Origin of the sequence: Roseobacter sp. (genome assembly GCF_039970775.1) — a bacterium.
Lineage (GTDB): Bacteria > Pseudomonadota > Alphaproteobacteria > Rhodobacterales > Rhodobacteraceae > Roseobacter.
In genome coordinates this window covers 1-23,548 of the sequence record NZ_JBDVLG010000028.1, presented here as the reverse complement: position 1 = coordinate 23,548, position 23,548 = coordinate 1, and the positions used below count along the sequence as shown (strand labels likewise).

Here is a 23,548-nt window from a genome sequence, read left to right as displayed (position 1 = left end):
TCGCCGTCGCTCCGCCCTCTCAGTCCGGTATCACCGCCTCGAAGCATTTGACGCTTGGAATGCCGTCACACAAGCAGCTTGAAATCCCGAGCGTACGACTTCTCTTTGTACACGCAGTTAACATGACAACACCCCCACCGGTGGTACGCCCAGACAGCGTACGCAATGATCTCACGCGGATAGCGATAGCCCTTTAGGCGCGGCATATTGGTTGGGAGGCTCATAGGATCAGTTTAACCTGATCATAATGACCGAACAACTTGGCAATACCGCCGAACGATATAGTTCAGCGTGGCGTAAGGCACTCGCCCCTTCGCTTTTGGCGACAGCTTCAGCCGATCTGTCGTAGATCATCGAACACCATACCATTGGCACGCGCCAGATAGACTGGCGCAGAATTTGTCGAATTTAAAGCATAGGTCGCGTTTCTGACACTCTCATATGAAACTGCGCCGCTACGCTGGGCTGCGACCATACCTCGGTCCATGAGTTGCGCCAGAAACTTGACACCCTCGAAGGTCGACTGTCCCAGCGCATTCAACATGGGAGCGCGATCTCCATGCAGGCTGTGGTACTTTTCGCGGAAAAAGGCATTTTTTTCGGTATTCATGCAGCCAAAGTAAGATGATGAACAAAACAGGCGCTCAACATTTTCCGCACCGCTTGCCAACAACCCATTTTCTTCGATGGCACAAGACAGCCTGACAGCTTTTTTATGCATATTTTCGCGGCCAAAGAGACGATTGAAATCGACAGCATCTTGGCCCACCAGAGAAACGAGAACGCCATCGGCTCCGCTCGATTTAATCTTTTCGATGGTCGCTTCCAAAAGGTTGCTGCCAAACGGGACGTACTCCTCAATCGCAACATTTGCCCCCAGTTCGGCGATCTGGTTCCGAGCAAAATGATGTGAGGCGCGCGGCCAAACGTAATCATTGCCCACCAATGCCCATTTGGAAACTCTGAAATCTTCGGTCAGCTTTGTGATGGACGGGCCAAGCAATTTTTCGGGGGTGTCCCCAATTGCAAAAACACCCGGTGACGTCACAGCGCCTTCGTAAAGCGGGGTATACACGTACGGGATACGCCCCCCGATCGTACGGATCAGCTGATCACGAACCGCGCTGATATGCATGCCAACAATGGCGTGGATCGCCTGCTGATCGATCAGTTCGCGCAGTGTCGCTTCTGTTTCGTCCGACGTCTCTGCAGCTGAATCCAAAATAAACAGTTCGACAAGCTTTCCTGCGATCCCGTCTCCAGCATTGAGCTCATGTACAGCCAATTGCGCGCTTGCGATGCAGGACGGTCCCCAAAGCCCGGCGGAGCCGCTCATCGGAACAAGCAAGCCTACACGAAACGTCGATATCCCCCCCGATCGGTCGATACCGCCATCAAGCGCTTCTCGTGCGTAACGCCACGATGGCTTTTGCTTTCCGTCCTTAGAACTTTTTATCATGGATCCATCTCAAGTGCTCTTTATACGTTAACTGGAAATGGGTTACTTTCAAAAGAAAACGATTCGTTCAATTAGATCAAGAGCGTAGAAATGCCCAAAGAACCATCACCTGTTCATTCTTTCATTACTTATTCGCTTGCGGCAGCGCATCAGCGGGTGCACCGGAAGATTGGAAAGCGTCTGAAATCTTTGGGGATGCAGATTGAAACATGGCGTGTGCTGCAGACTTTGCGCACGGACAATACGCACACCATGAGTGCGCTTGCGGACGTCGTCCTGATGAACCCGCCCGCCTTAACCAAGCTCGTTGATCGAATGATTGCGGATGGTCTGGTTCAAAGACAATTGGTCGCGAAGGATCAACGTCAAGTGCGCTTGCTGCTTACTGATCTGGGGGTCAGCCTTGCAGACGAAATTACTGGCTATGTAGACCAACAAGAAAAACGTATTCTTGATCTCATTGGCAATGAGCGCGCTGAGCTCCTGAAAGAGGCTCTCGACACGCTCAACTAAGCGGTTTCTAAGGTGAAATCGCCAGTCCGGGCAGGGACGCTATGCCTTCAGCATTTCCCAACGTCAAACTGAATCCCGCGCCAGAAATTCCGTCCGCAAGCCAGGTCGCAACAGCGGAGTATCTAATGATGATCTTGGTGGATTGCGCCCGCGCCTTTGATGTAGACCGGTGCTTCGCCATGCGCCCTCGCGTGATCAGCCGCACGCCAGTCTTCAAGCGTTGCCTGTAGCCTGTCATCACTTGAGACCTGCTTGGCGACAATCAGCTTTTCCAGAGCGCCAAGCCAGTGCATGTAATAGGTGTCGCCCAAATCAGGATCGCCATCGGCCTGAGCGATCCTGATTTCGCCGGAAAGTGCCTGGCACCATTCGCCCCATGTAAAGATTTTCGCTTCGGCCATTTTTAAGGTCATGGCAAACGCGCGCGCCTGCCAAGGTTCCTTGAACACTGGGCCTTCTTCATCCTTGGGAATCAGCGGTGTTTCATCAAGTTCTTGTGCGGATACAGTTTGGGTCATGAAATTTTTTCCATGTAGTCGTCAAACATGTCGATGTAGACATAGTCTGTGGCGCTGTATCCTTCGCCCCAAAGTTCGAGCATTGTGAATTTGACAGAATAACAATTCTGGTGCCCTTCGCCGTGATGTGCGACCACGTCGTTGAAGTGGAACACACCATGGTGCCTGTTCACGACGCCTTCTTTGCCCCGAACGTATCGAGCCAATCGGGTGTGTGTTTTCGGGTTGATGTTTTTCATGATGACTTTGTCGCCGACCGCGAATTTTGCTGCCAAGTCAGATCCAGGAACACGCGCGGATGCGCCGCCCGCGACCAGGCCTGGGACGGCTTCTGCTGTGAGTGCGGCCATTAGTGTAGCTCCCCTTCAAGTTCTGCCATCTTTGCGTCGATCTCTTCGGTTGTGAGGGTTCCGCCCTCGACCAGCAGGGTCTGGAACGCACCCAGCCAATGTTCGTAATATGAACTTTCGAGGTAATGCTGGTTTCCAAGCCGCTCGATTGCGTGCCGAAACACATCGACGTTTATGAGCCCTCCTGCAAACAGACAAAAGAACCAACCAAAGATCGGCTTTTCCCAGTCATAGTGAAAAGCGGCCTCATTTTCTTCGGGATTGATCGGGCCAAAGCCCTCCATTCCGCCAAGATCGTGAATTGAATTCATGTTCTATTCCCTCTTCTTGAGTTTACGCTGGCATCTCGGCAAGCTTCACACCGATCATTGAATCTCGGGATACAAGCTCCTCAAGTTGCTCAGCGTTCATATCATCGGTCCCGGAAGGTCTTTGAGGCAGCACCAGATACCGCAGCTCAGCGTTGCTGTCCCAAACGTGGATTTCTGTGCTGTCAGGCAGTTGGGTCCCGAATTCGGCAAGCACACTGCGTGGATCGCGCACGACGCGTGACCGGTACGGCGCTGCTTTATACCACACCGGCGGCAGGCCCAAAGTCGGCCACGGATAGCACGAGCATAACGTGCAAACGACGACGTTGTGCACAGTATCGGTGTTCTCAACGACAACCATATCTTCGCCCTGCACACCGGAAAAACCAAGCTCGGCGATGGCCGCCGATGCGTCTTCCATGAGACGTTTTTTATAGTCGGGATCGGTCCAAGCTTTTGCGACAACCTTGGCCCCGTTTCTGGGGCCAATTTTAGTTTCATAGGTTTCAACCAAAAGGTCGATGGCGGCAGGATCGACGAGATCCTTTTCCACCAAGATAGATTCCAACGCTTTTACACGCAGTTCCGTATCTGGCAGCGGATCATAGTGGTGATCGTGTGGCATTAGAAATTACTCCTTGTGCATGGACAGTTGTTTCAGGACGACGCAAATGCATCCGCCACCTGATAAATCGTTTTTTCATCCCAGCATTTGCCCACGAGCATCGCGCCGATTGGCAGCCCGTTGCTCATACCGCATGGGATGGACATGCCGGGGTGACCGGTCGCGTTAAACGGTGCGGTGTTTCCGATCATCTCAAAGGCGCGCTGTAGATAGAGCGATAGCGGCGCATCAGCCGGGGGCAGCGGTGTCGCTTTCATCGGTGTTGTTGGCAACAGTAAGACGTCACATTCCGCCAGCATCGCATCATAAGCGGCTGTCAGGCGGCGCAAGATGTTCTGGGATTTGGCATAGTAGCGCCCGCGATGGTGACGGATACCGTATTCACCGACAAACATGGACACTTTCAAGGAATCCGACAGTTCGTCTGCGCGTGTGCGCCAGGATGAATGTGCGTCAAGCAGGCCGGTGGCATACTGGCCTTTCCAGTTCATCCCCATGCCATTGCCGTGCATCATCTGCCATTGGAGGCCTTCCAGCGCAATTGGCGTCCAGATGGCCGGGGCGATCAGGTGCATGGGAACCGAAACTTCGGAGACTTCCGCGCCCAAACCTTTCAGCTTTTCAGCCATTTCGCGAACCGCTTGATCGACGTCTTCTTCGCTATTTGCGTGTCCGAAACCTTCCTTCAGGACACCGATCTTCAAACCCTTGACGCCTTTGCCCAAAGCTTCGGTATAGTCGTGAGTTTTCACGCTATATTGGCGCGGGTCTAGTCCATCTTCACCGGCCAGGACTTCAAGAAACAGCGCGTTGTCGGCGACGTTCTGCGTAATTGGGCCGAGGTGGTCGATGGTTGCCTCGATCGGCATCGCACCAGTGTATGGGACCAACCCGTGGGTCGGTTTCATGCCGTAAGTGCCGCTGAACGAAGACGGCATCCGGATTGAGCCGCCCTGGTCACCGCCGATCGCCATATCAACCTCGTTCAAGGCGGTGACAACAGCGCTGCCCGATGATGACCCACCGGAACTAAATCCCATTTTGTGGGGGTTATGTACGGGGCCGGTGGCGTTGGTATGCGACCCGCCTGACAAGCAGAAAAATTCGCAGTGCGTTTTCCCTGCGATCGTGCCGCCCGCGTCCAAAACCCGGGTAACTACCGTTGCGTCCATGTCCGGCATAAAACCTTCAAGCGTTGATGAGCCGTTCATCATCGGCACACCGGCCACACAGATGTTGTCCTTAACCGCAATCGTTTTTCCAGCGAGCTTGCCTTTGGGGGCGCCTTTGATCTCGGTCTTCACGTACCACGCGTTATGGGGATTGTCCTCCGGAGCGGGGCGATAGCCCGGAGTTCTTGGATATTTGGTTTCTGGTATCTCATCAGGCAGGCTTTCGATCAGGTCATATGCTTGGAAATTCGGCTCCATCGCCTCCAGAAACTCGCCGACGCGCTCCTCTGACATATGCATGCCAAGGTCCGAAACGATTTCCTGCATCTGCGCCAGGGTTGGGCGTTTAATTGTCATTTTCTAGTTGTCTCCCGAACATTTGCGCTGAGTAAGAAATTCGGCACAAATGGTGTTTCATTATTTTTGTCGAGACGTGCGCGACGCGCCCGCCATCCAGGCGAATGTCTCTATTGCTCTGTAATAATTATTTATTTTATTTTCCCAAGCAAGTATTTTCTCGTTTCTGAAGGATCTTTGGGGAGACGGGGGCGTTCCCTGCTGTCTTCTAGGCCCCGAAAATGGTCACGATTCCAAAGCGCTAGTTGGATCGGTGCGAAGGCGGATAAAGGCAGCCATCAGTACCCATCGCCAACGTTTCGACGCCAATGCCAGATTAGACCAGAAGGGAGCTTGGCTCATCGGTTTGAATGGATTGCGCAGCTGCGCTGTTGCATTGAGTGTCAAAACAAGAATTTGCAGCGGTGGAGCAGACTTTTATGTTTAGACAGCTGTCTTTCAAATTCTATTGATTGCTTTCGGCTGCACCGACTTGGTTCAATTCAGAACGACAAGGCTCTGGCCTATCGGAAGATCATTCGAGACATAAACCGCAGATATGATCCGCACTTCGATTGCATCACGCACATCGAGAGAAGATGCCTGAACAACGGCGCCAAAAGTAAACGTTCTGCTCTCAAGCAGTTGCTTGAATTTGGGCAAAGCTGGACGCTTGCACTATATCGCGCGGCAGCACGTCGCGGTGAGGCCTTGTTGGATAATCACGCAGAACGCCGCGTGGAAGCATGGCTGCCACCGCTGGAGATTTCGCGACTCTTGCTCATGTGCCGCATCCCTTGGCCGCCCCGCGTAACGGCGATCTCTGGCGCTATCGTCTTCTCGGTGCCATCGTTCCTAATTTTGATGACCTTCCGACACTATGAATCCACTATTCGTCAAACTTTGCGACAGAACCACCGTTCGTCAATAAAACAAAAAGTTTGCGACAGAGCCCCGGACTTGGCCCTCCAAGTTTTGAACGCACCGCCTGAATTCCGTCTCGGGAAGGGCGTGTTCCGAGTTGCAATTGATCTGTGCAACAACGCCCTTAAGATACGCTGGTGACCCTTTTGATCAGCGTCTCGGCAGATCGCATTCCGGCAATGATGTGGTTTTGCCCCCGTACCAGCTGGGTCCGCCCGAAGCCTTGCGCGTCACTTTGCGTCCGCGCAATCTTGCTCGCGTGTTGCAGCGCGGGCAGCGCAGGAATCGTCAATGCCGGATCATGGCGGAAGCGGTCTGTCCCGTTGAAATTGAGAGGAACAAGGATCCGCGCGAGATCCTGGATGACGGTGTTTGCCGCGCTTTGCGCGACGGTGCCGTTCTCAACGTTCTCGTAGAATCTTTCGAGCGTGGACAGCAGGTGGTCACTTGCAACGCGGGCAGGGGAGAGATCAAATGCTTCGCCCGATTCTGCTTGATAGACGTCCAAGGTTTGCTGGAACTCACGCGCCGTGGCGCGCCAATCCTGCGGAAGAATTTCGGCGTTGGCGTTGCGGAAGACTGCAAGCAGATAGACCTTGATGTCCCGCAACAAGATGTCTTTATCCGCAATTTCGAGCGTATCATTCTCTGTGTGCCACGCAATGTTCATGCCGCACCCGCCAACGGCGTAATAGCCTAGCTCTTCACGGTGGGCGTCAGTCATGGCTGAGGATAACATCAGATACCCCGACAGGCCGATCCCGTTGAAAGAGTAGTCACCAGCGCGGTGTGGGCGTTCCGAATGTAGCTCTTTGCCGCAGACGTCCTTGATGACTTGTGCCAGATAGTCATGGTTTTCAGACATAACAGAGACGTTCTGGAATTCAGTCGCCCACCGGCAGCCAGGGCTATCGCAGTTCACCTGGGCAACGCAGTTGGCATCCAGATCGAGCGCAAAGGTGTCGGAGTACCACGTGGAGCCTGCATAGCGCCCTGTTGAGTGGCCGGGCCACCACGCGATCTTGACTGTGCGGCGCAACTTGTCTTTGTTGGCCCACAAGACACGCGCAATTTCCAGCATCGTTGCATCACCTGTCGCATTGTCGCCCACGCCCACGTCCCAGCTGTCAAGGTGGCCGTGAAGCAGCACGTATTTTTCCGGCTCCTCAGTTCCCCGGATCGTAATCTCGGGCAGTTTTGAGCTGAACCAGCCTTCTTCCATCTCAGTAAAAATCGTGGCCATACCACCTTCTTCAGCGACCTTGCGCAAGGCCTGTCCGCTTTCAAAATTCACGGCGGCTGCAGGTATCGTCGGTTTGCGGGGCAGGTCATCCGTACCGGGAATGCCCCAGATGGTTGTGCAGATGCCCCAGTGCACATCAACGCCGGGGTTGATGGCAACGACGCCGATTGCGCCGCAGGTGTTCATCAACGAGATAATAGCAGGGCTGGCAAAGCCCTCTGTCAGGACAATCTTACCGCGCACCTTTTGCGCCATCGCGTCAGATGCTTCGAGTTGGCTTTCGAACGCGTCCTCTTCGTCCATGTTGGTGGTACCGGCAATATACACCAGCGGCCCGCTGAGCCCGTCGGGCGCGTTCACGGCAAAGGCCGGCGGTTTGGCGCGAAAGGTGATGCCGCCCGCTTCTACGCGCGCCTGACCGGGCAGGCTCAGAAAAAGATCGGGCTCATGCACGTCAACCTCGACGCCGTGACCGCGCAAGGTCTCGATTACCTCGTCCATGCCGCGGTTGACGTCTGTGGGGTGCTCGCGCTTGAAGGTGGCAAAGCTCTCAACCAGCGCCCACGGCGCATCAATCGACACTTGCTCAAGAATCGTTTTTTCAATCTGGTTCATTGGTGAGGTTCCCATATGTTTCATCTAATAAAACAGTGTAGCGATAGATAAAACGCTAACAGGGAGTTATTCATCTCGCAAGGCTGCAATCGATGCGTCACGCGCCTTGTGGGAGATCACGTCTAGCTTAGCGTCAGCTTTGCCGAAATTTTCTGCGCAGCACTTTTTGCAGCGTCAATGTAGGTTTCGCGCCGAGACTCATCCAACCTTGCGGATGCGCCTGCGATGGAAAGGCCCGCGACAACTTCACCAGCGGCATTGAAGATCGGAGCGGCGATGGAAAAGGCACCATCATCCAGATCATTAAGCGCGACGTTGTAACCGTTTGCCCGAATGCGTTGCAGGATCTTTCCCAGCTGGTCGGAGTCCGTAATGGTATGGTTGGTATAGGTCTCCAGAGTGGAGGACAGAACGCGGTCACGAATGGCCGGCTCGGCATAGGCGAGCAGCAACATAGAAGCACCACCTGCATGGAGTGGGCCTTTTCTGCCAGTTTGTGCAAAGATACGAATGGCATGCAGTCCCTCGCGTGTCACCAAGGCCAGCGTGTGACTGCCTTCGCGAATCACCAGATTGACATTTTCGCCGGTCTCATCGCGTAATTCGTCCATAATGGGAGGTGCGACATGCAACAGCGCGCCGTCGCGGCCAACGCGTTCTCCCAGAAGGGCAACACGGTAGCCTAAGGAATAGACCGCGCGCTCCCCTTCGCGCTGCACATATCCGGCTTCTTCCAGCGTCTGCAAAAGCCTGAAAGCAATAGATTTGGTCAACCCCATCTCATTCGCCAATGCGGTCACACCAAGTCCGGGTTTTTCTGCCAATGCCTCAAGCACGCTCAACGCACGGCCGACTGCCTCAATTTTATACGACTTGCGCTTCTCGGCCTGTTCATTTGCATATTTTGTCATGGTGTCTCCTAGAAAGTACATTGCTTTTTTTTAGATTCGTGTTTTACTGAATAAAGTAAATAAAAAACGTTTTACTGAATAAAACAACTAGCATGATGCGTCAACTTGAAAATCAGCCGATCTGTTTGGTGGCAGCATGCCACTGTTGGCAGGGGTGGCATTCCTAAAATGCAATCCCAATGACTTTCTTTCGGCGCCGATCCGGTCCTTCCGGACCGCTGCCAACAGGAGAATTATTGTGAATACACTATTCAAATTGGCCTCAACCTCGTTGATGGGCATGGCATTACTTGCTGGGCCGACATGGGCGCAAGACCAGATCAGAACCCTCCATCTGCTGTCGCGTCCGCAAGCGGCGCAGCCGGCGGAATTCCAGTCAATCCAACTAATTGCTCAGGAATGGCGCAAGCTGGGGCTGGATGTCGAGGTGGACGTCATGCCTTGGGAGCAGATGTCATCCGAGGTCTGGTACGAGCGTGACAAATGGGACGCGACCGCATGGCAGATGACCGGACGGCCGGAACGCTCAGACCCTGACGAGATCATCTATAACTTGTTCCACTCCTCTACAGCGGAAAGTGGGTATAACTTTATTGGGTATTCCAGCCCCGAATATGATGCGGTGGTGGAAAAGCAGCGTATCACAGTTGACCCTGACGCGCGTCAGGCGCTGGTCCGCGAAGCGCAGGAAATTCTTGCCAAAGATCAGCCCAATATGATGCTGGTCCATCCTGAGCAGGCTTTCGTTTTTGACAAAAACATCTGGGACGCGTCCTCCGTGGTGAACCAGTCGGGCATCGGTATCCGGAACACATGGACATGGCTGTCGCTGACGCCGAAAACGGATCAGAAAGACATCATCGTCAACTCCGCCGACAACGTGATCGCGGTGAACCCTCTGTATATCTCCGGCGTGACGGACAGCTGGATGACCGAGCTCGTCTATGACCGCTTGTTCCGTGTCGGCCCAGACGGCTTGCCAAAAGAATGGGCGGCTGAAAGCTTTGAGTGGCGTGATGGGGCGACGATCGCCGTCACTCTGCGCGAGGGTATGATGTGGCATGATGGACAGCCGATGACCGCCGAGGACGTCAAGTTTTCCTTTGAGACAACAGTTGGTGGCGAAGCCCCGATGTATGCGCCATTCGGCAAGGGCATCAGCGACATCGCAATTGAGGGGGACAATGTCATCGTCTTCACCTTGGCCACTCCATCGGCCTCTTTCATCACGTCTAGTCTGGCCAAGATCAACCTGATCCCCAAACACGTTTGGGAGCCTATTCTGGCCGACCTTGCCACCAAGGACGAGAACGCCGAGAGCTATCAGGAAGCCACGCCAATCGGGTCCGGCCCTTACAAATTTGATCGTTGGATCACGAATGAGGAAATCGTTCTGAGCGCCAACAATGAACACTTCAATGCGCCAAAAGCAGACCGGTGGATCCTACGCTTGGTGCCAAATGCCGAAGCAGCGCTTGGAATGTTGCGCTCTGGCGAGATCAACTTCCTGACTGATTTCTCGGGCGATCCACAGGTTCTGATTGATGCGGCGGACGCGGACGGGGACCTTGAGGTTGTTGCCACCGTTGATATCGGTTTTCGTTATGTGGCGTTCAACAACCGCCGTCCTCCGTTCAATGATCCCGCATTCCGCGCGGCGTTGTCCTCTGCAGTAGATCGCCGTCTGATTGTGAAAGCAGCGTTCAAGGATTTTGCAGTCGCATCGAACTCGGTCGTTTCCCCGGCACTTGAGTTCTGGCATGACAAGGCCGTCGTGGATGATTTCAAAGCAGGTCCCGATGTCGCCAAGCAGTTGCTTGAGGATGCGGGCTACACCATGGTTGACGGTCGCTTGGCCTATCCCGATGGCGTTGAAGAAACGCTCGATAAATAGACCGCAATATAACGAGGGGCAGCATGCACAATGCCGCCCTCACCCTATTTCCTCCCACCCCTAGCTGTAGGTTCTCATGAGCACGCTCAAACCCGTTCTATCGCGCACCTTTCAGCTGATTCTGGTCCTCTGGGCGGTGGTGACGATCTTGTTTCTGATGTTCCGCCTGATGCCAGGAAACCCGCTTGCCGCCTACATTGATCCGACCTTCACGCTCGAACAGCAAGAGACCCTGATCCGTCAGTTCGGATTGGATAAGCCGCTTTTGAATCAATATTTCACCTACATCGGCAACCTGCTAAAGGGCGAGCTTGGGTATTCCTTCCGTTACCGCACGCCGGTGGCCGAACGCATTTGGCTGCTGCTCCCCAACACGCTGGTCCTGACCTTCTCGTCTTTGATCTTGGCCTACATCTTTGGCGTTCTTGCTGGTGCATGGCTTGCGTGGCGCCGTGCCAGCCGCGCCGAGGCTTTTGCACTGCCGGTGGTGCTGGCCACCCGCGCGATGCCAGAGTTTTGGCTGGGCATGCTGCTGCTCGCTATCTTCTCCTTTTCACTCGGGATATTCCCGGCCGGTGGAACCCGCTCGGCAGGGACCGAGTATGACAGCTTTTGGGCACTCTACACCTCGGCTGATTTTCTATCTCATCTTGCGCTGCCGATGCTGACATTGGCGATCTATTCGCAGGGTTTGCCGCTTTTGTTGATGCGGTCCAACATGCTGGAGGTGATGAAAGAAGACTTTGTTACCATGGCAAAGGTGAAGGGCCTGTCCCCCTATACAATTGTCATCAAACATGGCGCGCGAAACGCTCTTTTGCCTGTGATGACTTCCTTTGCGATCTCTGTCGGCTATCAGTTGCAGGGCAATGTGGTGGTGGAGAGCGTCTTCTCCTGGCCCGGCTTAGGGCGTGAACTCGTTTCGGCAGTATCGGCCTCCGACTATCCACTGGCACAGGGTGCATTTCTGATGATCGCGATCGTTGTGATCTTGATGAATCTGATTGCAGACCTGCTCTATACCTTCCTCGACCCAAGGATTTCCCATGCTTGAGGCAACTGCCGCCCAAGGACCGCTGCGCCGGATGTTTGCCGCCCTGAAGTTGCCCGTCGGTGACAACTTTGCGCTGGCTGGGCTGATTATCTACACCTTGTTCTCCCTCACTGCGATCTTTGCGCCAGCGCTCGCTCCATACGACCCGACAGAGATCCTCTACACCGCCGACTATGACCTCGCGTCAGACCTGCTTCCGGGTCAGCAAGGGCACATCCTTGGTACAACCAGCCTTGGACGAGACATCTTTTCCCAGATCGTTTTTGGAGCGCGTGCTGCTTTGCTTGTCGGAGTGACAGCGGCATTCATGGTGGCATTCATTGGGACAATCGTAGGGTTGCTGTCCGGCTATTTCGGCGGCTGGGTCGATATGATCCTGATGCGTTTGGCCGACGTGGCCTTCGGCATCCCGTTTCTGCCGTTTGTCATTGTCATTTCCGCCTTTCTCGAGCCCTCTATCTGGAACACCGTTATCGCGATGGCGCTTGTGCTCTGGCGTGACACGGCACGGGTGATCCGCTCACAAGTCCTCACTCTGCGGTCCCGCGGTTATGTCGAGGCCGCACGAGTATCGGGCTCTTCCGACTTCAAGATCATAACCCGACATATTGCGCCCAACATCATCCCGCTGTCGCTGCTCTACGGCTCAATTGCCATTGGTTGGGCCATTCTCACCGAAGCTTCTATCAGTTTCTTGGGTTTTGGTGATCCTGACTCCATCAGCTGGGGGTTCATGTTGCAGGACGCCTTTGCAAGTCAGGCGCTGAGCCGCCAAGCATACCATTGGTTCATCCCGCCAGGGGTAGCGATCATCCTTGTTGTCTCGGCGGGTTTCTTCATCTCGCGGGGCTACGAGAACCTGTTGTTCCCAAAGCTGGGTCGCTAAAATGAGCGACACTCTCCTCTCCGTCAAAGACTTGTCTATTGCCTACGAAGTGCCGGGCAAAGATGTTGTCGCTGTGTCTGGCGCCTCCTTTGATGTGCCCAAAGGGTCGATTGTTGGGCTGGTCGGTGAAAGCGGCTGTGGCAAAACCACGATGGCGCGGGCTTTCACCCGTGTCATTGCCGACAATGCCCAGATCACTGAAGGCAGTATGCTGTTTAACGGTGCTGATCTGGCTGCCCTGTCAGAGCGCGCTATGAATGATCTGCGCTGGCGCGACATTGCCTTTGTGCCGCAATCGGCGATGAATTCCCTCGATCCTGTGTACCGCGTTGAATACCAGCTGAACGAAGTTCTGCGCGGCAGGGGTGGCATGAGCCGGGCCCAGGCCAAGGCACGGGCGGTTGAGTTATTCGAGATGGTCGGTATCGAGGCAAACCGGCTACGGGATTTCCCGCACCAGTTCTCTGGTGGTATGCGCCAACGAGTGGCTATCGCATTGGCGTTGGCATTGAACCCCAAGCTCATTGTCGCGGACGAACCCGTGACCGCCCTAGACGTTATTGTGCAGCGCCAAATTCTGGACCAGATGCGCGATCTACAGCGTGACCTGGACATTTCTATCATCATGGTTACGCATGATATTTCGGTCGTTGCCTATATCTGTGACCGCACGGTGGTAATGTATGCTGGCGAAGTGGTTGAGGATTGTGACACGGCCACCCTGCTATCCGAACCGCTGCACCCATATACCATGGGGCTGAAGAACGCTTTCCCTGACATCGCCAGTGCCGGTTCCGGCATCCTGACCCCGATCAGCGGTGCGCCACCCGATCTGGCGCATCCGCCGTCGGGCTGCCGCTTTGCCGCACGGTGTCCGTTTGCAATAGATCATTGTCGCGCAGTCTCGCCTGTCTTGCGGGGCTTCGCAGAGGGCCACACGGTTGCATGCCACCGTGCCGATGAGGCGCAGACTCTGCGCGGGCAGGCCACAAAGCCCGCGACATGGGGAGAGATTGCATGACCACACCTCTCGTCGAAGTCGAAAACGCCAAATTACACTATCGCGTCGGCTCTGCTGCATCGGCGATGCTGGGCCTACCATCCGTGGTAAAGGCTGTCGATGGCATCAGTTTTCGCCTGAACAAGGGTGAAAGTGTTGGCCTGTTGGGCGAAAGTGGATGCGGAAAAACGTCCATAGGGCGTCTGCTGGTCCGGCTGGAAGAGATCACCGGCGGGTCCGCGCGTTTTGACGGAGACGAGATTTCCAGTCTGAAAGGTGCGGACCTGCGCCGTTTCCGGTCACGCAGCCAGATGATTTTTCAAAATCCGTTTGATGCCGTCAATCCGCGCTATTCCATCGCCAAGACGATGGCAGAGCCCTTGGGCAACGCTGGCATCCCCGAATCTGACTGGCAGGCGCGCATCATCAAGGCGCTTGACCTTGTGCGACTGGCCGAACCACGACAATACCTCGACCGGTTTCCGCACCAGCTTTCGGGCGGGCAACTCCAGCGTGTTGTGATGGCCCGTGCGTTGATCCTTGAGCCTGACTTTGTTGTCGCGGACGAGCCTGTATCGATGCTCGATGTTTCTGTCCGTGCCGGTGTGCTCAATGTGTTCCGCGAGGTGCGGGACAAGCTGGGCCTGACAGCGATTTACATCAGTCATGATCTGGCGCTGGTCCGGTATGTGTGCGAGCGCACAATAGTGATGTATCTGGGCCGTATTATGGAGGACGGCCCGACCGAGGACATCGTGCGTGACCCGTTGCACCCTTATACCCAAGCGCTTGTCGCTGCTGTGCCGACGCCCAAAGCGGATCAAAGCCATGACCCTCTGCCCATCGGTCGAGGCGCGCCTGACCCGCGCAACCCGCCCTCGGGGTGTGTGTTCCGGGATCGTTGTCCCAAGGCGTTTAATCGCTGCGTCTCACAGGTGCCTCTGCCGCAGAACGTCGGCACACGTCAAGTTGCCTGTCACCTTTTTGACGGCCAAAGCTGATGCGCGCCGCCGTATACACACAAACCGGTCCTGCGGAGGATGCCCTGCATCTGATTGATTTGCCTGACCCAGTACTGGCAGCTGGCGAGGTGTTGGTCCGGGTCCATGTCTCTGGTATCAATCCGGCTGATGTAAAACGCCGCGCGGGCTGGAACGGGATGCAGATGGTGCACCCACAGGCCATTCCCCATTGTGACGGGGCCGGAGTGATTGAGGCCACAGGCGACGGCGTCGACCCCAGCCGTATCGACTCCAGCCGTATCGGCACCCGCGTCCGGTTTTCGAATGCCCAAGGCGGCTATGGAGAGGCAGGGCGCGCATGTGGAACGGCGGCAGAGCTCATTACTTTACCCTCTGCACAAGCTGTTGATCTGCCGTATACGTTCGATTTTGCTTCTGGCGCCTGCCTTGGCGTGCCGGGTTTGACCGTTTGGCTTTTGGTGCTGAGTGACGGACCCGTCGCGGGCAACACTGTTCATATTCAGGGTGCAGCTGGTGCTGTGGGGAACATGGCTTTACAGATAGCGGTGCATGAGGGCGCGCGTGTCATCGCCATCGCCATCGTCAGCTCGGATGCTGGAGCCGCGCATGTAGCGGCCTGTGCGGATGTGCCAAGTCTGAACCGTCACATGCAGGACATCGCAGCCGAGGTTGAAACGTTGACCAAGAGCAATGGTGCTTACCGCATCATCGAGGTGGATTTGGCGGCAAATCTAGAGATTGATATTGCTTGCTTCGCCCCGCACAGGACGGTCGCATCTTATTCCTCGTCCTCCGATCCAACGCCAATGCTACCGTATTGCACGCTTGCCAACCTCGGTGCCGCGGCCCGCTTTGTGCAGGATTTTCGCCTGACACCTGCGCAATGGCATGCTGCTGAAACAACTCTGACTAAGCTTGCCACAAATGGCGCGCTGCGTCCGGCTGTAACGGCTGAATTTCAACTCGATGATATTGCCCAAGCCCACACTCGTGTGGCGCAGGGCGCATTAGGACAGACTGTCCTCAATCTCATGCTGCGTGATTAAGGAGCCGATCATGAACACACAAGCTGCCATCAAGCCCGACGCAACCCCGTTATGCGATCCCGTATCCCTAGAGATTATTCGTGGGGCCATTGCCGCTGCGCAATCAGAAATGGAAGCCTTGATTGAGCGGACTGCAATCTCGGCCTTCATCCGCGAAAAGAAGGACTTCTACACCGCGCTATTTGACGGGAACGGCACAATGGCCGTGGGCTCCATGGTGCCCATTTTTGGCGATATGACCCGCCCCGTTCTGGAGAAGTTTCCGGCAGAGACCATGCAGCCCGGTGATGTCTACTGGTACAATGATTGTTACGGCTCTTACGGCGCAATATCGCACTCCAATGATCAGGTCCTGCTGGCACCTGTGTTCCGTGAAGGGCGTATCTGTGCCTTTGTTATGAGTTGGGCGCATTTTGCCGACATCGGGGGCTTGCGCCCAGGGTCCATCAGTCCCGACGCCACGGACATTTTCCAGGAGGGTGTGATGATCCCCGTGACTAAGATGATTGAGGCGGGACAAGTCAATCAAGCCGTGCTCGACATATTCCACCGTAACTCCCGCTATCCTGATCAAAGCATTGGCGACATGCGCGCGTTGATGGCTTCGGTTGAGCTGGGAACCAAGCGAGTTGGCGAAATTCTAGACCGTTTTGGACCTGACATGATGGCCGATGCGCTGTCGCAATTGCTAGGACGGACGCGGCGTCTGGTGCGCAGCAAACTGGCAGAGACGTTTGACTATGGCACGCATAAATTCACCGATGCCATCGACAGCGATGGCCATGGCAACGGCCCCTTCCGCATGCGGTTCGCGCTGACGCGGACCAAGGGCGCGGACGGAGAGGATCACTTTACCTTTGACGCCCGCGACAGTGATGATCAGGCACCGGGACCGATCAACTATCTGATGAATAAGGGCGTTCCCGGCATGGCACTGGGTCTATTCTATCTAGGCGGCGATCCGTCACAAGTGTGCAACGCCGGCGGCCCGAACGCGCTGGACGAGGTGCTATTCCGCGAAGGCTCTTTCCTGCAACCGAAATACCCAGCGCCTTTGGGTCTGCGCGGTCTGACGGCCATGCGCATGATATCGGCTATATCTGGTTTGCTGAACACGGGCGGCGGCGACGCTCCGGCAGCGAACTCAGCCTATGTGGTAAACATCATGCGCGGTGAATTCCGCAACAAGGCGGGCGAACTGGAGCCCTACCTGTTGGCCGACGGCATCGGCGTCGGCTATGGCGCGCGGGCCATGGCAGACGGTATTGATGCGGTCTATTTTGTGGCACAGGAAAACTACCCTGTCGAATTTCTGGAGGCGGGGTATCCAGTGACAATGCGCGGCTACGGGGTGGTGCCGGATTCAGGCGGCGCGGGCAAACATCGCGGCGGCTGCGGTATCGTCCGTGAGTATGAGATACTGGCCGAGACAACGATGTGCGCCATTCGCATCGATAGCGTCAAAAACCCGCCATGGGGTATCGACGGAGGTCGGTCTGGCCGCCACGGCGTCGCCATTGTGAACCCCGGCATGCCGGATGAGGTTGCGTTGAACCCGCTTTCTGACGGTAACATGCTGAAACAAGGAGATATCCTGCGGATCGAGACAGGGGGAGGAGGCGGACACGGTCACCCGTTCGATCGTCCGGCTGATCGGGTGCTGGAGGACGTATTGGACGGCTTTGTCACAATTGATGCCGCCGCGGAGCTCTACGGTGTGGTGATCCATGACGACGAGATCGACACCGCTGCCACCGAAAAACTTCGGGCAGACCGCCCGGTAACAGGTCGTTTTTTCCGTCAGGAGTACGTTGATGCCCTCGTCTGATATGTCATTTGATCCTTCCTTTGCCGTTGCTGTCGATATCGGCGGCACCTTCACCGATATCTCGCTGTTGGACCGCACCTCCGGTCAGGTTTGGCGGGCCAAGACACCATCGACACCTGCGGACCCGTCAGTGGCTTTTATGACGGGCGTGAACGCCGTTCTATCAGACGCCGGTATTGATGCGGCCGAACTTGACCAAGTACTTCACGGCACCACCGTGGCCACAAACATGATCCTTGAGAACAAGGGCGCAAAGACTGCCTTGGTAACCACCCGTGGCTTTCGCCATGTGCTTGAGATTGGTCGGCAGGATATTCCGCGTCACGCAAACCTGTTTACATGGGTAAAGCCGCGCCGCCCTGTGCCCGCCTCGCGGATACATGAAATTGACGAGCGGATTGGCACGGGCGGCGTGGTCATGCAAGCTCTTGATGAGGACAGCGTGGCCTGTGTGGCAGAGGCTTTGCGCAAACAGAATGTCGAGGCGGTCGCGATCTGCCTCATGCATGCCTATGCGAATGCGGATCATGAAAAGCGCGTGACCGAATTGCTGCGCGCGGCCCTGCCGGGCATTGATGTCACCTGCTCCACGGACGTGCTACCGGTGGTGCGTGAATTCGAGCGTAGTCTGGCAACGGTCCTGAACGCGGGCGTTATGCCCGGTGTATCGACATATGTGGAGCGGTTAGAGAACCGGTTGAAAGACGCGGACGTGGCCTCGCCCTTACTGTTGATGCAATCCAATGGCGGCGTGGCAGGCACGGCGGCAATTCGGAACGCCCCCGCGCTCACTGCCCTTTCTGGTCCCGCAGCGGGTGTGGTCGGGGCCTGTGATGTGGCGGCAACTTGCGGCATTAAGGATATTATTACGGTCGACATCGGCGGCACCTCTGCCGACATCTGCCTGATCCGCGATGGTATTGTTGGGCTGACCCAATCGGGCAAGGTGGGCGACTGGCCCTTGTCCCTGCCAATGGTGGATATGGTCACAATCGGTGCGGGCGGCGGATCAATTGCGCAATTGGCGGATGAGACGCTTGCGGTTGGCCCGCATTCCGCAGGCGCGCGTCCGGGTCCAGCGGCCTATGGCCATGGGGGCACGCAAGCCACTGTGACAGACGCGCATGTGGCGCTTGGGCATTTGCCCGTCAGTCTGCTGGGGGGTGAGATGTCACTGGACCAAAAGGCAGCGCTCAAAGTTGTGGATGACAATGTCGCCGCACCGCTTGGACTGACCCGCCATGATGCCGCGCGCGGTATACTGGCGATTATGAACAACAACATGGTGGGTGCGGTGCGTACCGTCTCGGTGGAACGCGGATATGATCCGCGCGATTTCACACTTGTGCCTTTTGGTGGCGCTGGCCCGTTGCATGGCGTCGCTTTGGCGGATCTATTGGGCATCAATCAGGTGATGGTGCCTGCCGCGCCAGGCCTCCTGTGTGCGGACGGCCTACTGGCTGCTGATCTGAAAGCCGAGTTTACCCAGGCCCTGCCCACACCCGGCGCGATTGATCAGGCACTTGGCAATGAAATTGCCGCCGATCTGGTCAAAAGGGCAACGCAATGGCTGGACCAAGAAGACATCCCGCATGCCCGTCGTGACACCCAAGTGCGCGCCTTGCTTCGGTTCCATGGACAGGGCGGTGAAATCGCGGTGGACTGGGCGGGCACGCCTGAAGCGACAGAGGCGTTGTTCCGCAAGTCGCATGAGGCGCTTTATGGTTTTGTTCTGGATGCGCAGATCGAATTGGTGACCCTGCGCGTCGAGGCCGTGGGCCGTACGGTCCCTTCGCCGCGCCCCGATCTGCTAGAAGGGGAGGCACCAGTGCCGGTCCAGAACCAAATGGTGCATTGGGAAACCGGCGATATGAACACGCCAATCTACGACCGCGCGACACTTTTTGCCGGCGTTACGCTGGTGGGCCCCGCGGTGATCACACAGCTTGACACAACCACAATCATCCCGCCGGGCTGGTCCGCGACCGTTCACCCGTCCGCGGCACTTTTGCTAAAAAGGGATACATGATGAGCCAGATCGACGCCATTTTCGACTATATCAAAAGCAATGAAGTCGCTTACGTTGAGCGGGTTATGGACTATGTCCGGCATCCCTCTATCTCGGCCCACAACATCGGGATCAGAGAAGTCGCGACGTTGCTGGTGGACCACCTCACCTCACTCGATTTCGAGGCAAAACTGGTCGAGACACCTGGCCACCCGTTTGTGTTGGGACACCGGCAGGTCGACCCGTCAAAGCCAACCGTGCTGCTGTATGGTCATTACGACGTGCAGCCACCCGATCCTCTTGAGGCATGGGTGAGCCCCCCGTTCGAGCCGGAAGTGCGCGACGGCCGTATCTGGGCGCGGGGCATTGGTGACAACAAGGGTCAGCATTTTGCCCAGCTTTTAGCGATCGAGGCGCATTTGAGGGTCACTGGTACATTGCCTTGCAACATTATCTTTTGTTTGGAGGGAGAGGAAGAGATCGGCTCCCCGCAAATTGCCGATTTTGTGCGCGCGCATCTGGAAGAGTTACAAGCCGATCTGGTGGTGACCTCGGACGGGCCATTGCATGAAAGCGGCCAGCCGGTGATTACCTTCGGCGTGCGCGGCGTGGCGTCTTTTGATCTGGTCGCCAAGGGCGCGTCACGCGATGTGCACTCGGGCAACTTTGGAGGTGTTGTCCCCAATCCAGTATGGACGTTGGTGCAGTTGCTTGCAACGATGAAGGATGCGGATGGCAACATCACGGTCGAAGGCCTTACCGAGCCTGTGGTACCCGCGACCAATCTTGAACTAGATGCGGCATCGCGCCTGCCGCTGGATCTGGGTAAAGTCATGGCGGATTTGGGCTTGGATGCCCTTGATGGACCCTCGGATAGGCCCTATTGGGACCGGCTCATGTTCCATCCGACCCTCACGATCAATGGATTTCACGGGGGATACGGCGGCGAGGGGAGCAAGACTGTTCTGCCTAACCATGCCATCGCAAAATGTGATGTCCGATTGGTGGAGCCTTTGACACCGGACTATGTGTTTGACCGGATCGAGGCGCACGTCGCCACGCAAGCCCCCTCAGTTGAGGTAATCCGCCATAACGGAATGCTTCCCAGCAAAACCCCGATGGATACGCCCTTTGCAGCGCCGATCATAAAAGCAGTGCAACGCGCCCGTGGCGTTGATCCACTGCTTTATCCAACGGTTGGCGGCAGCCTGCCCGACTACGTCTGGACAAAGATACTAAAGAAGCCGGCTTTTGTTGTGCCCTACGCCAACGCAGATGAAGCCAATCACGCTCCAAACGAGAATCTTGAAGTTGTCCGGTTTATCGACGGCATAAAAACCGGTGCCGCACTGCTGCATGAACTTGGAGGGCATTGCCAAGTTGTTAGCCCTGTTCGATTGTCGTAGATCGCTCTCACGGAAATTCCGTCTGATATGCCGCGCCTGAAAGGTTTTCGTTTCCCACGAGAGGTCATCGCCTATGCAGTGTGGGCGTATCATCGCTTCGCCTTGAATACCGCTGATGTTGAAGATCTGTTGGCCGAACGCGGCGTGATTGTCAGCCGAGAGGCTATTCGGCTGTGGGTGAACCGGTTTGGCCGTCATTTCGCGGATTGCATTAAGCGCGAAAGAGCGGGCTGTGCTGACAAATGGCACCTCGATGAAGTCGTCATTATGATCAACGGCGAGAAATTCTGGCTTTGGCGCGCCGTTGATGCGCACGGCGATGTACTAGACCTTCTTGTCCTGAAACACCGTAGTGCCAAGGCCGCAAAACGCTTTCTAAAACGCCTCATAGCGCGTTATGGCCAGCCACGTGTTATCGTAACAGACAAATTGCGCAGTTACATCAAGCCCATAAAGATTTTTGCTCCCGATGCGGATCACCGAGCGCATAAGGGCCTGAACAATCGTGTCGAGGGATCGCACCGGCCGGCCCGCAAAAGAGAGAAAATCTTCGGTCGGTTCAAATCAGCACGACAGGCCCAAAGGTTCTTATCTGCTCACGATCAAATCAACATCATCTTCCGCCCACGCCGCTACCGACTTTCCGCCAGCTCATACCGCCACGCTAGATCAGATGCTTTTGATCTGTGGAAAAGTTATGCTGATGAGATGACGGCGTAAGAGGGCGAACACCCCTTCTCTCAACCCATCAAAATTAACTTGGCAATGCCTCGCTGCCACCTAAGCCACAAAACCTCGACAGGCAACATAAGTGGAGTTAACTTGACAACACCCACTGCGCCCTTGCTGATGCGATGGCCAAGCCATCCGTGACCGCTGTGAACACCTCGGTGAAACTATGATCCGCGCTCGGGAATTCCTTTTTCATTGCCTCAGAAACCATCGACATCAAACTAGAACCCCCAACATAAATGACGCGTTCCACGCTTGCCGCATCGACACCCGCCAATCGAAGCGTTTCTTGCGCACCAGTGCGTAAGCTGTGGGAGTAGGGCGCAAGGATCTCCCCCAGATCCGTGTTGGAGAGGGGGCAGGACAAGTGGCGCTCGATCGGGTCCAACAAGATCTGCGCCTCCGCACTCCCCGTGTTGGCTGTCATCTTGCCGCTTTCGACAGCAAAGGCCAATTCATGTCCGAGCTCGTCTTCGAGTACAGTGACAAGACGGCACAGCTTCTCCGGTTCATAAGCAAGGCGTGCCATTTCTACCGCCAATCGCCGGTTTTGTGGCGTGTATAAAAAGGGGATCTTCTCCCAAGTTGCCACATCATTGAAAATCGCTGTCGGTACGGGCGTGCCTCCCGAACCTATGGTTTTGCGCAATTGGGTCCCTTTGCCCAGCAACGGCATCACCTGATGAATGCTGATCGCGCGGTCAAAATCAGTGCCACCAATGCGGACACCGTGATTAGCGAGAATCTTCACGCCGTCAGAGCAGGAGCGAAACAGAGAAAAGTCCGAGGTCCCACCACCGATATCGACGATTAATCCGACCTCGCCGGATTGATCCAACGCGCCACTCGCGATGGCAGCTGCTTCAGGTTCAAGCATGAAAGCAACATGCTTGAAACCCGCCGCCAAATAGCAGGCGCGCAGATCCGCTTCAGCTTGCGCTTCACGCGGGTCATCTGTGCCGTGGAACGCCACCGGTCGGCCCGAAAGAACCCCCTCAAACGCCAAGCCGGTTTCAGTCTCAGCTCTGATTTTAATCTGGCGCAGAAAGCGTGCAATGATCTCGACGAATGTGACCCGTTCATTCAAGATCTGGCGTTTTTCATGCATCAGCGTTGTACCCAACACGCGCTTTAGAGCCCGCATGAAACGTCCGTCAATACCGTCAAGCAAGGCTTGGTTTGCCGGCGCGCCAGTCAGAGTTTTCCGTGTATCGAAATCAAAAAAGAACGTGGTTGGCAGAGTCTTGGACCCCGGCCCCAATTCGATCAGCTTTGGCAAGCCGTCGCACAAGTAGCCAGCAGCGGAATTGGATGTGCCGAAATCGACACCCAAGACGTGACAAGGAGATGCCATACCAGATCCTTCCAATGGCTTACGCAAGAGGCGGGTCCTATGCTCAGGAGGCACTGCCGTCAAGCATCGGGGCTCCGCGAATGGTGTCGGTCAAGAAATCAGAAGGGGACTGTTGCATTAATCGGATGAGTACAGTCGCAGGCTCTTTCATCTCCAGATGTCATGCGGTGGTGCCGAAGAGGCTGTCGATAAACGCGATCTCGCCAAGGACACCTGGTTGTTTGTAATGGATGTGGCCACGTTTGATTGTTCGGATCGTCTCTATCCCGCTGAGGGTCGCTTTGGCTGTTCGGAGTGAGCGGAAGCTCTGGCGATACCCCAGCAGCCGCTTCATCGCCGCATGATCGCTTTCGATCCGATTGTTACGCCATTTTCGGTCG

General features: G+C 55.8%; 22 protein-coding genes and 1 pseudogene. 12 read left to right on the top strand and 11 right to left on the bottom strand.

Annotated elements, in window-relative coordinates; genetic code table 11:
* Positions 1-134: 134 nt before the first annotated feature.
* Positions 135-224: pseudogene (locus ABJH13_RS06905) on the bottom strand (IS6 family transposase); the annotation flags it as partial.
* A gap of 107 nt (positions 225-331) precedes the next feature.
* Positions 332-1,459 carry a substrate-binding domain-containing protein gene (locus ABJH13_RS06900; RefSeq protein WP_348405490.1) on the bottom strand — a complete coding sequence of 376 codons (1,128 nt, stop codon included), beginning with the start codon at positions 1,457-1,459 and terminating at the stop codon, positions 332-334.
* A gap of 90 nt (positions 1,460-1,549) precedes the next feature.
* Between ABJH13_RS06900 and ABJH13_RS06895 the strand changes: the two genes are divergently transcribed.
* The gene (locus tag ABJH13_RS06895; protein WP_348405489.1) at positions 1,550-1,972 is read left to right on the top strand and encodes a MarR family winged helix-turn-helix transcriptional regulator; all 423 of its coding nucleotides are present in this window, start codon (positions 1,550-1,552) and stop codon (positions 1,970-1,972) included.
* Between the two features lie 122 nt (positions 1,973-2,094).
* Here ABJH13_RS06895 and ABJH13_RS06890 read toward each other — a convergent pair whose 3' ends face one another.
* Genes ABJH13_RS06890 through ABJH13_RS06870 form a run of 5 tightly spaced genes read right to left on the bottom strand, consistent with a single transcriptional unit; the run spans position 2,095 to position 5,305 of the window.
* Positions 2,095-2,490 (bottom strand): nitrile hydratase accessory protein, encoded by a 396-nt coding sequence (locus ABJH13_RS06890; RefSeq protein WP_348405488.1) that lies wholly within the window; start codon positions 2,488-2,490, stop codon positions 2,095-2,097.
* Entirely contained in the window at positions 2,487-2,840 is a 354-nt protein-coding gene (locus tag ABJH13_RS06885; protein WP_348405487.1) for an SH3-like domain-containing protein, read from the bottom strand. Before ABJH13_RS06885 ends, ABJH13_RS06890 begins: the two co-directional genes overlap by 4 nt.
* Positions 2,840-3,151 (bottom strand): hypothetical protein, encoded by a 312-nt coding sequence (locus ABJH13_RS06880; RefSeq protein WP_348405486.1) that lies wholly within the window; start codon positions 3,149-3,151, stop codon positions 2,840-2,842. Before ABJH13_RS06880 ends, ABJH13_RS06885 begins: the two co-directional genes overlap by 1 nt.
* 22 nt (positions 3,152-3,173) lie before the next feature.
* A complete protein-coding gene (gene nthA, locus ABJH13_RS06875; RefSeq protein WP_348405485.1) occupies positions 3,174-3,776 on the bottom strand; it encodes a nitrile hydratase subunit alpha in 603 nt (200 codons plus the stop codon).
* Positions 3,777-3,808: 32 nt separating this feature from the next.
* Positions 3,809-5,305, bottom strand: a complete 1,497-nt coding sequence (locus tag ABJH13_RS06870; RefSeq protein WP_348405484.1) for an amidase — start codon at positions 5,303-5,305, stop codon at positions 3,809-3,811.
* Positions 5,306-5,638: 333 nt separating this feature from the next.
* Here ABJH13_RS06870 and ABJH13_RS06865 point away from each other — a divergent pair, with 333 nt between their 5' ends.
* Positions 5,639-6,349: a hypothetical protein gene (locus ABJH13_RS06865; protein WP_348405483.1), complete on the top strand. Its 711-nt coding sequence runs from the start codon at positions 5,639-5,641 to the stop codon at positions 6,347-6,349.
* Here the strand turns inward: ABJH13_RS06865 and ABJH13_RS06860 are convergent.
* Together ABJH13_RS06860 and ABJH13_RS06855 are read right to left on the bottom strand one after the other, a co-directional pair.
* Positions 6,333-8,066 carry a M28 family peptidase gene (locus ABJH13_RS06860; protein WP_348405482.1) on the bottom strand — a complete coding sequence of 578 codons (1,734 nt, stop codon included), beginning with the start codon at positions 8,064-8,066 and terminating at the stop codon, positions 6,333-6,335. The two genes, ABJH13_RS06865 and ABJH13_RS06860, sit on opposite strands and share 17 nt — an antisense overlap.
* Before the next feature lie 122 nt (positions 8,067-8,188).
* A complete protein-coding gene (locus ABJH13_RS06855) occupies positions 8,189-8,977 on the bottom strand; it encodes an IclR family transcriptional regulator (RefSeq protein WP_348405481.1) in 789 nt (262 codons plus the stop codon).
* Between the two features lie 136 nt (positions 8,978-9,113).
* Between ABJH13_RS06855 and ABJH13_RS06850 the strand changes: the two genes are divergently transcribed.
* From ABJH13_RS06850 to ABJH13_RS06805, 10 genes are all read left to right on the top strand, one after another.
* Positions 9,114-10,871 carry an ABC transporter substrate-binding protein gene (locus ABJH13_RS06850; protein WP_348405480.1) on the top strand — a complete coding sequence of 586 codons (1,758 nt, stop codon included), beginning with the start codon at positions 9,114-9,116 and terminating at the stop codon, positions 10,869-10,871.
* Positions 10,872-10,947: 76 nt separating this feature from the next.
* Entirely contained in the window at positions 10,948-11,925 is a 978-nt protein-coding gene (locus ABJH13_RS06845; RefSeq protein WP_348405479.1) for an ABC transporter permease, read from the top strand.
* Entirely contained in the window at positions 11,918-12,811 is an 894-nt protein-coding gene (locus ABJH13_RS06840) for an ABC transporter permease (protein WP_348405478.1), read from the top strand. The genes ABJH13_RS06845 and ABJH13_RS06840 overlap by 8 nt, the downstream gene beginning before the upstream one ends.
* 1 nt (position 12,812) lies before the next feature.
* Entirely contained in the window at positions 12,813-13,832 is a 1,020-nt protein-coding gene (locus ABJH13_RS06835; protein ID WP_348405477.1) for an ABC transporter ATP-binding protein, read from the top strand.
* The gene (locus ABJH13_RS06830) at positions 13,829-14,812 is read left to right on the top strand and encodes an ABC transporter ATP-binding protein (protein ID WP_348405476.1); all 984 of its coding nucleotides are present in this window, start codon (positions 13,829-13,831) and stop codon (positions 14,810-14,812) included. The genes ABJH13_RS06835 and ABJH13_RS06830 overlap by 4 nt, the downstream gene beginning before the upstream one ends.
* Positions 14,812-15,840 carry an NADPH:quinone reductase gene (locus tag ABJH13_RS06825; protein WP_348405475.1) on the top strand — a complete coding sequence of 343 codons (1,029 nt, stop codon included), beginning with the start codon at positions 14,812-14,814 and terminating at the stop codon, positions 15,838-15,840. Before ABJH13_RS06830 ends, ABJH13_RS06825 begins: the two co-directional genes overlap by 1 nt.
* A gap of 10 nt (positions 15,841-15,850) precedes the next feature.
* Positions 15,851-17,668 carry a hydantoinase B/oxoprolinase family protein gene (locus ABJH13_RS06820; protein WP_348405474.1) on the top strand — a complete coding sequence of 606 codons (1,818 nt, stop codon included), beginning with the start codon at positions 15,851-15,853 and terminating at the stop codon, positions 17,666-17,668.
* Positions 17,655-19,697, top strand: a complete 2,043-nt coding sequence (locus ABJH13_RS06815; RefSeq protein WP_348405473.1) for a hydantoinase/oxoprolinase family protein — start codon at positions 17,655-17,657, stop codon at positions 19,695-19,697. The genes ABJH13_RS06820 and ABJH13_RS06815 overlap by 14 nt, the downstream gene beginning before the upstream one ends.
* A complete protein-coding gene (locus ABJH13_RS06810) occupies positions 19,697-21,082 on the top strand; it encodes a M20/M25/M40 family metallo-hydrolase (protein WP_348405472.1) in 1,386 nt (461 codons plus the stop codon). Before ABJH13_RS06815 ends, ABJH13_RS06810 begins: the two co-directional genes overlap by 1 nt.
* A gap of 27 nt (positions 21,083-21,109) precedes the next feature.
* Positions 21,110-21,802 carry an IS6 family transposase gene (locus ABJH13_RS06805; protein WP_348405471.1) on the top strand — a complete coding sequence of 231 codons (693 nt, stop codon included), beginning with the start codon at positions 21,110-21,112 and terminating at the stop codon, positions 21,800-21,802.
* Between the two features lie 97 nt (positions 21,803-21,899).
* On the opposite strand, the gene ABJH13_RS06800 is transcribed toward ABJH13_RS06805, so the two are convergent.
* Both ABJH13_RS06800 and ABJH13_RS06795 read right to left on the bottom strand, forming a co-directional pair.
* On the bottom strand, positions 21,900-23,168 hold the full coding sequence (locus ABJH13_RS06800) for an Hsp70 family protein (protein WP_348405470.1): 1,269 nt from the start codon (positions 23,166-23,168) through the stop codon (positions 21,900-21,902).
* A 160-nt stretch (positions 23,169-23,328) separates the two neighbouring features.
* Positions 23,329-23,548: DDE-type integrase/transposase/recombinase (locus ABJH13_RS06795; RefSeq protein WP_348405469.1), on the bottom strand; the 220-nt coding region annotated here is incomplete at its 5' end.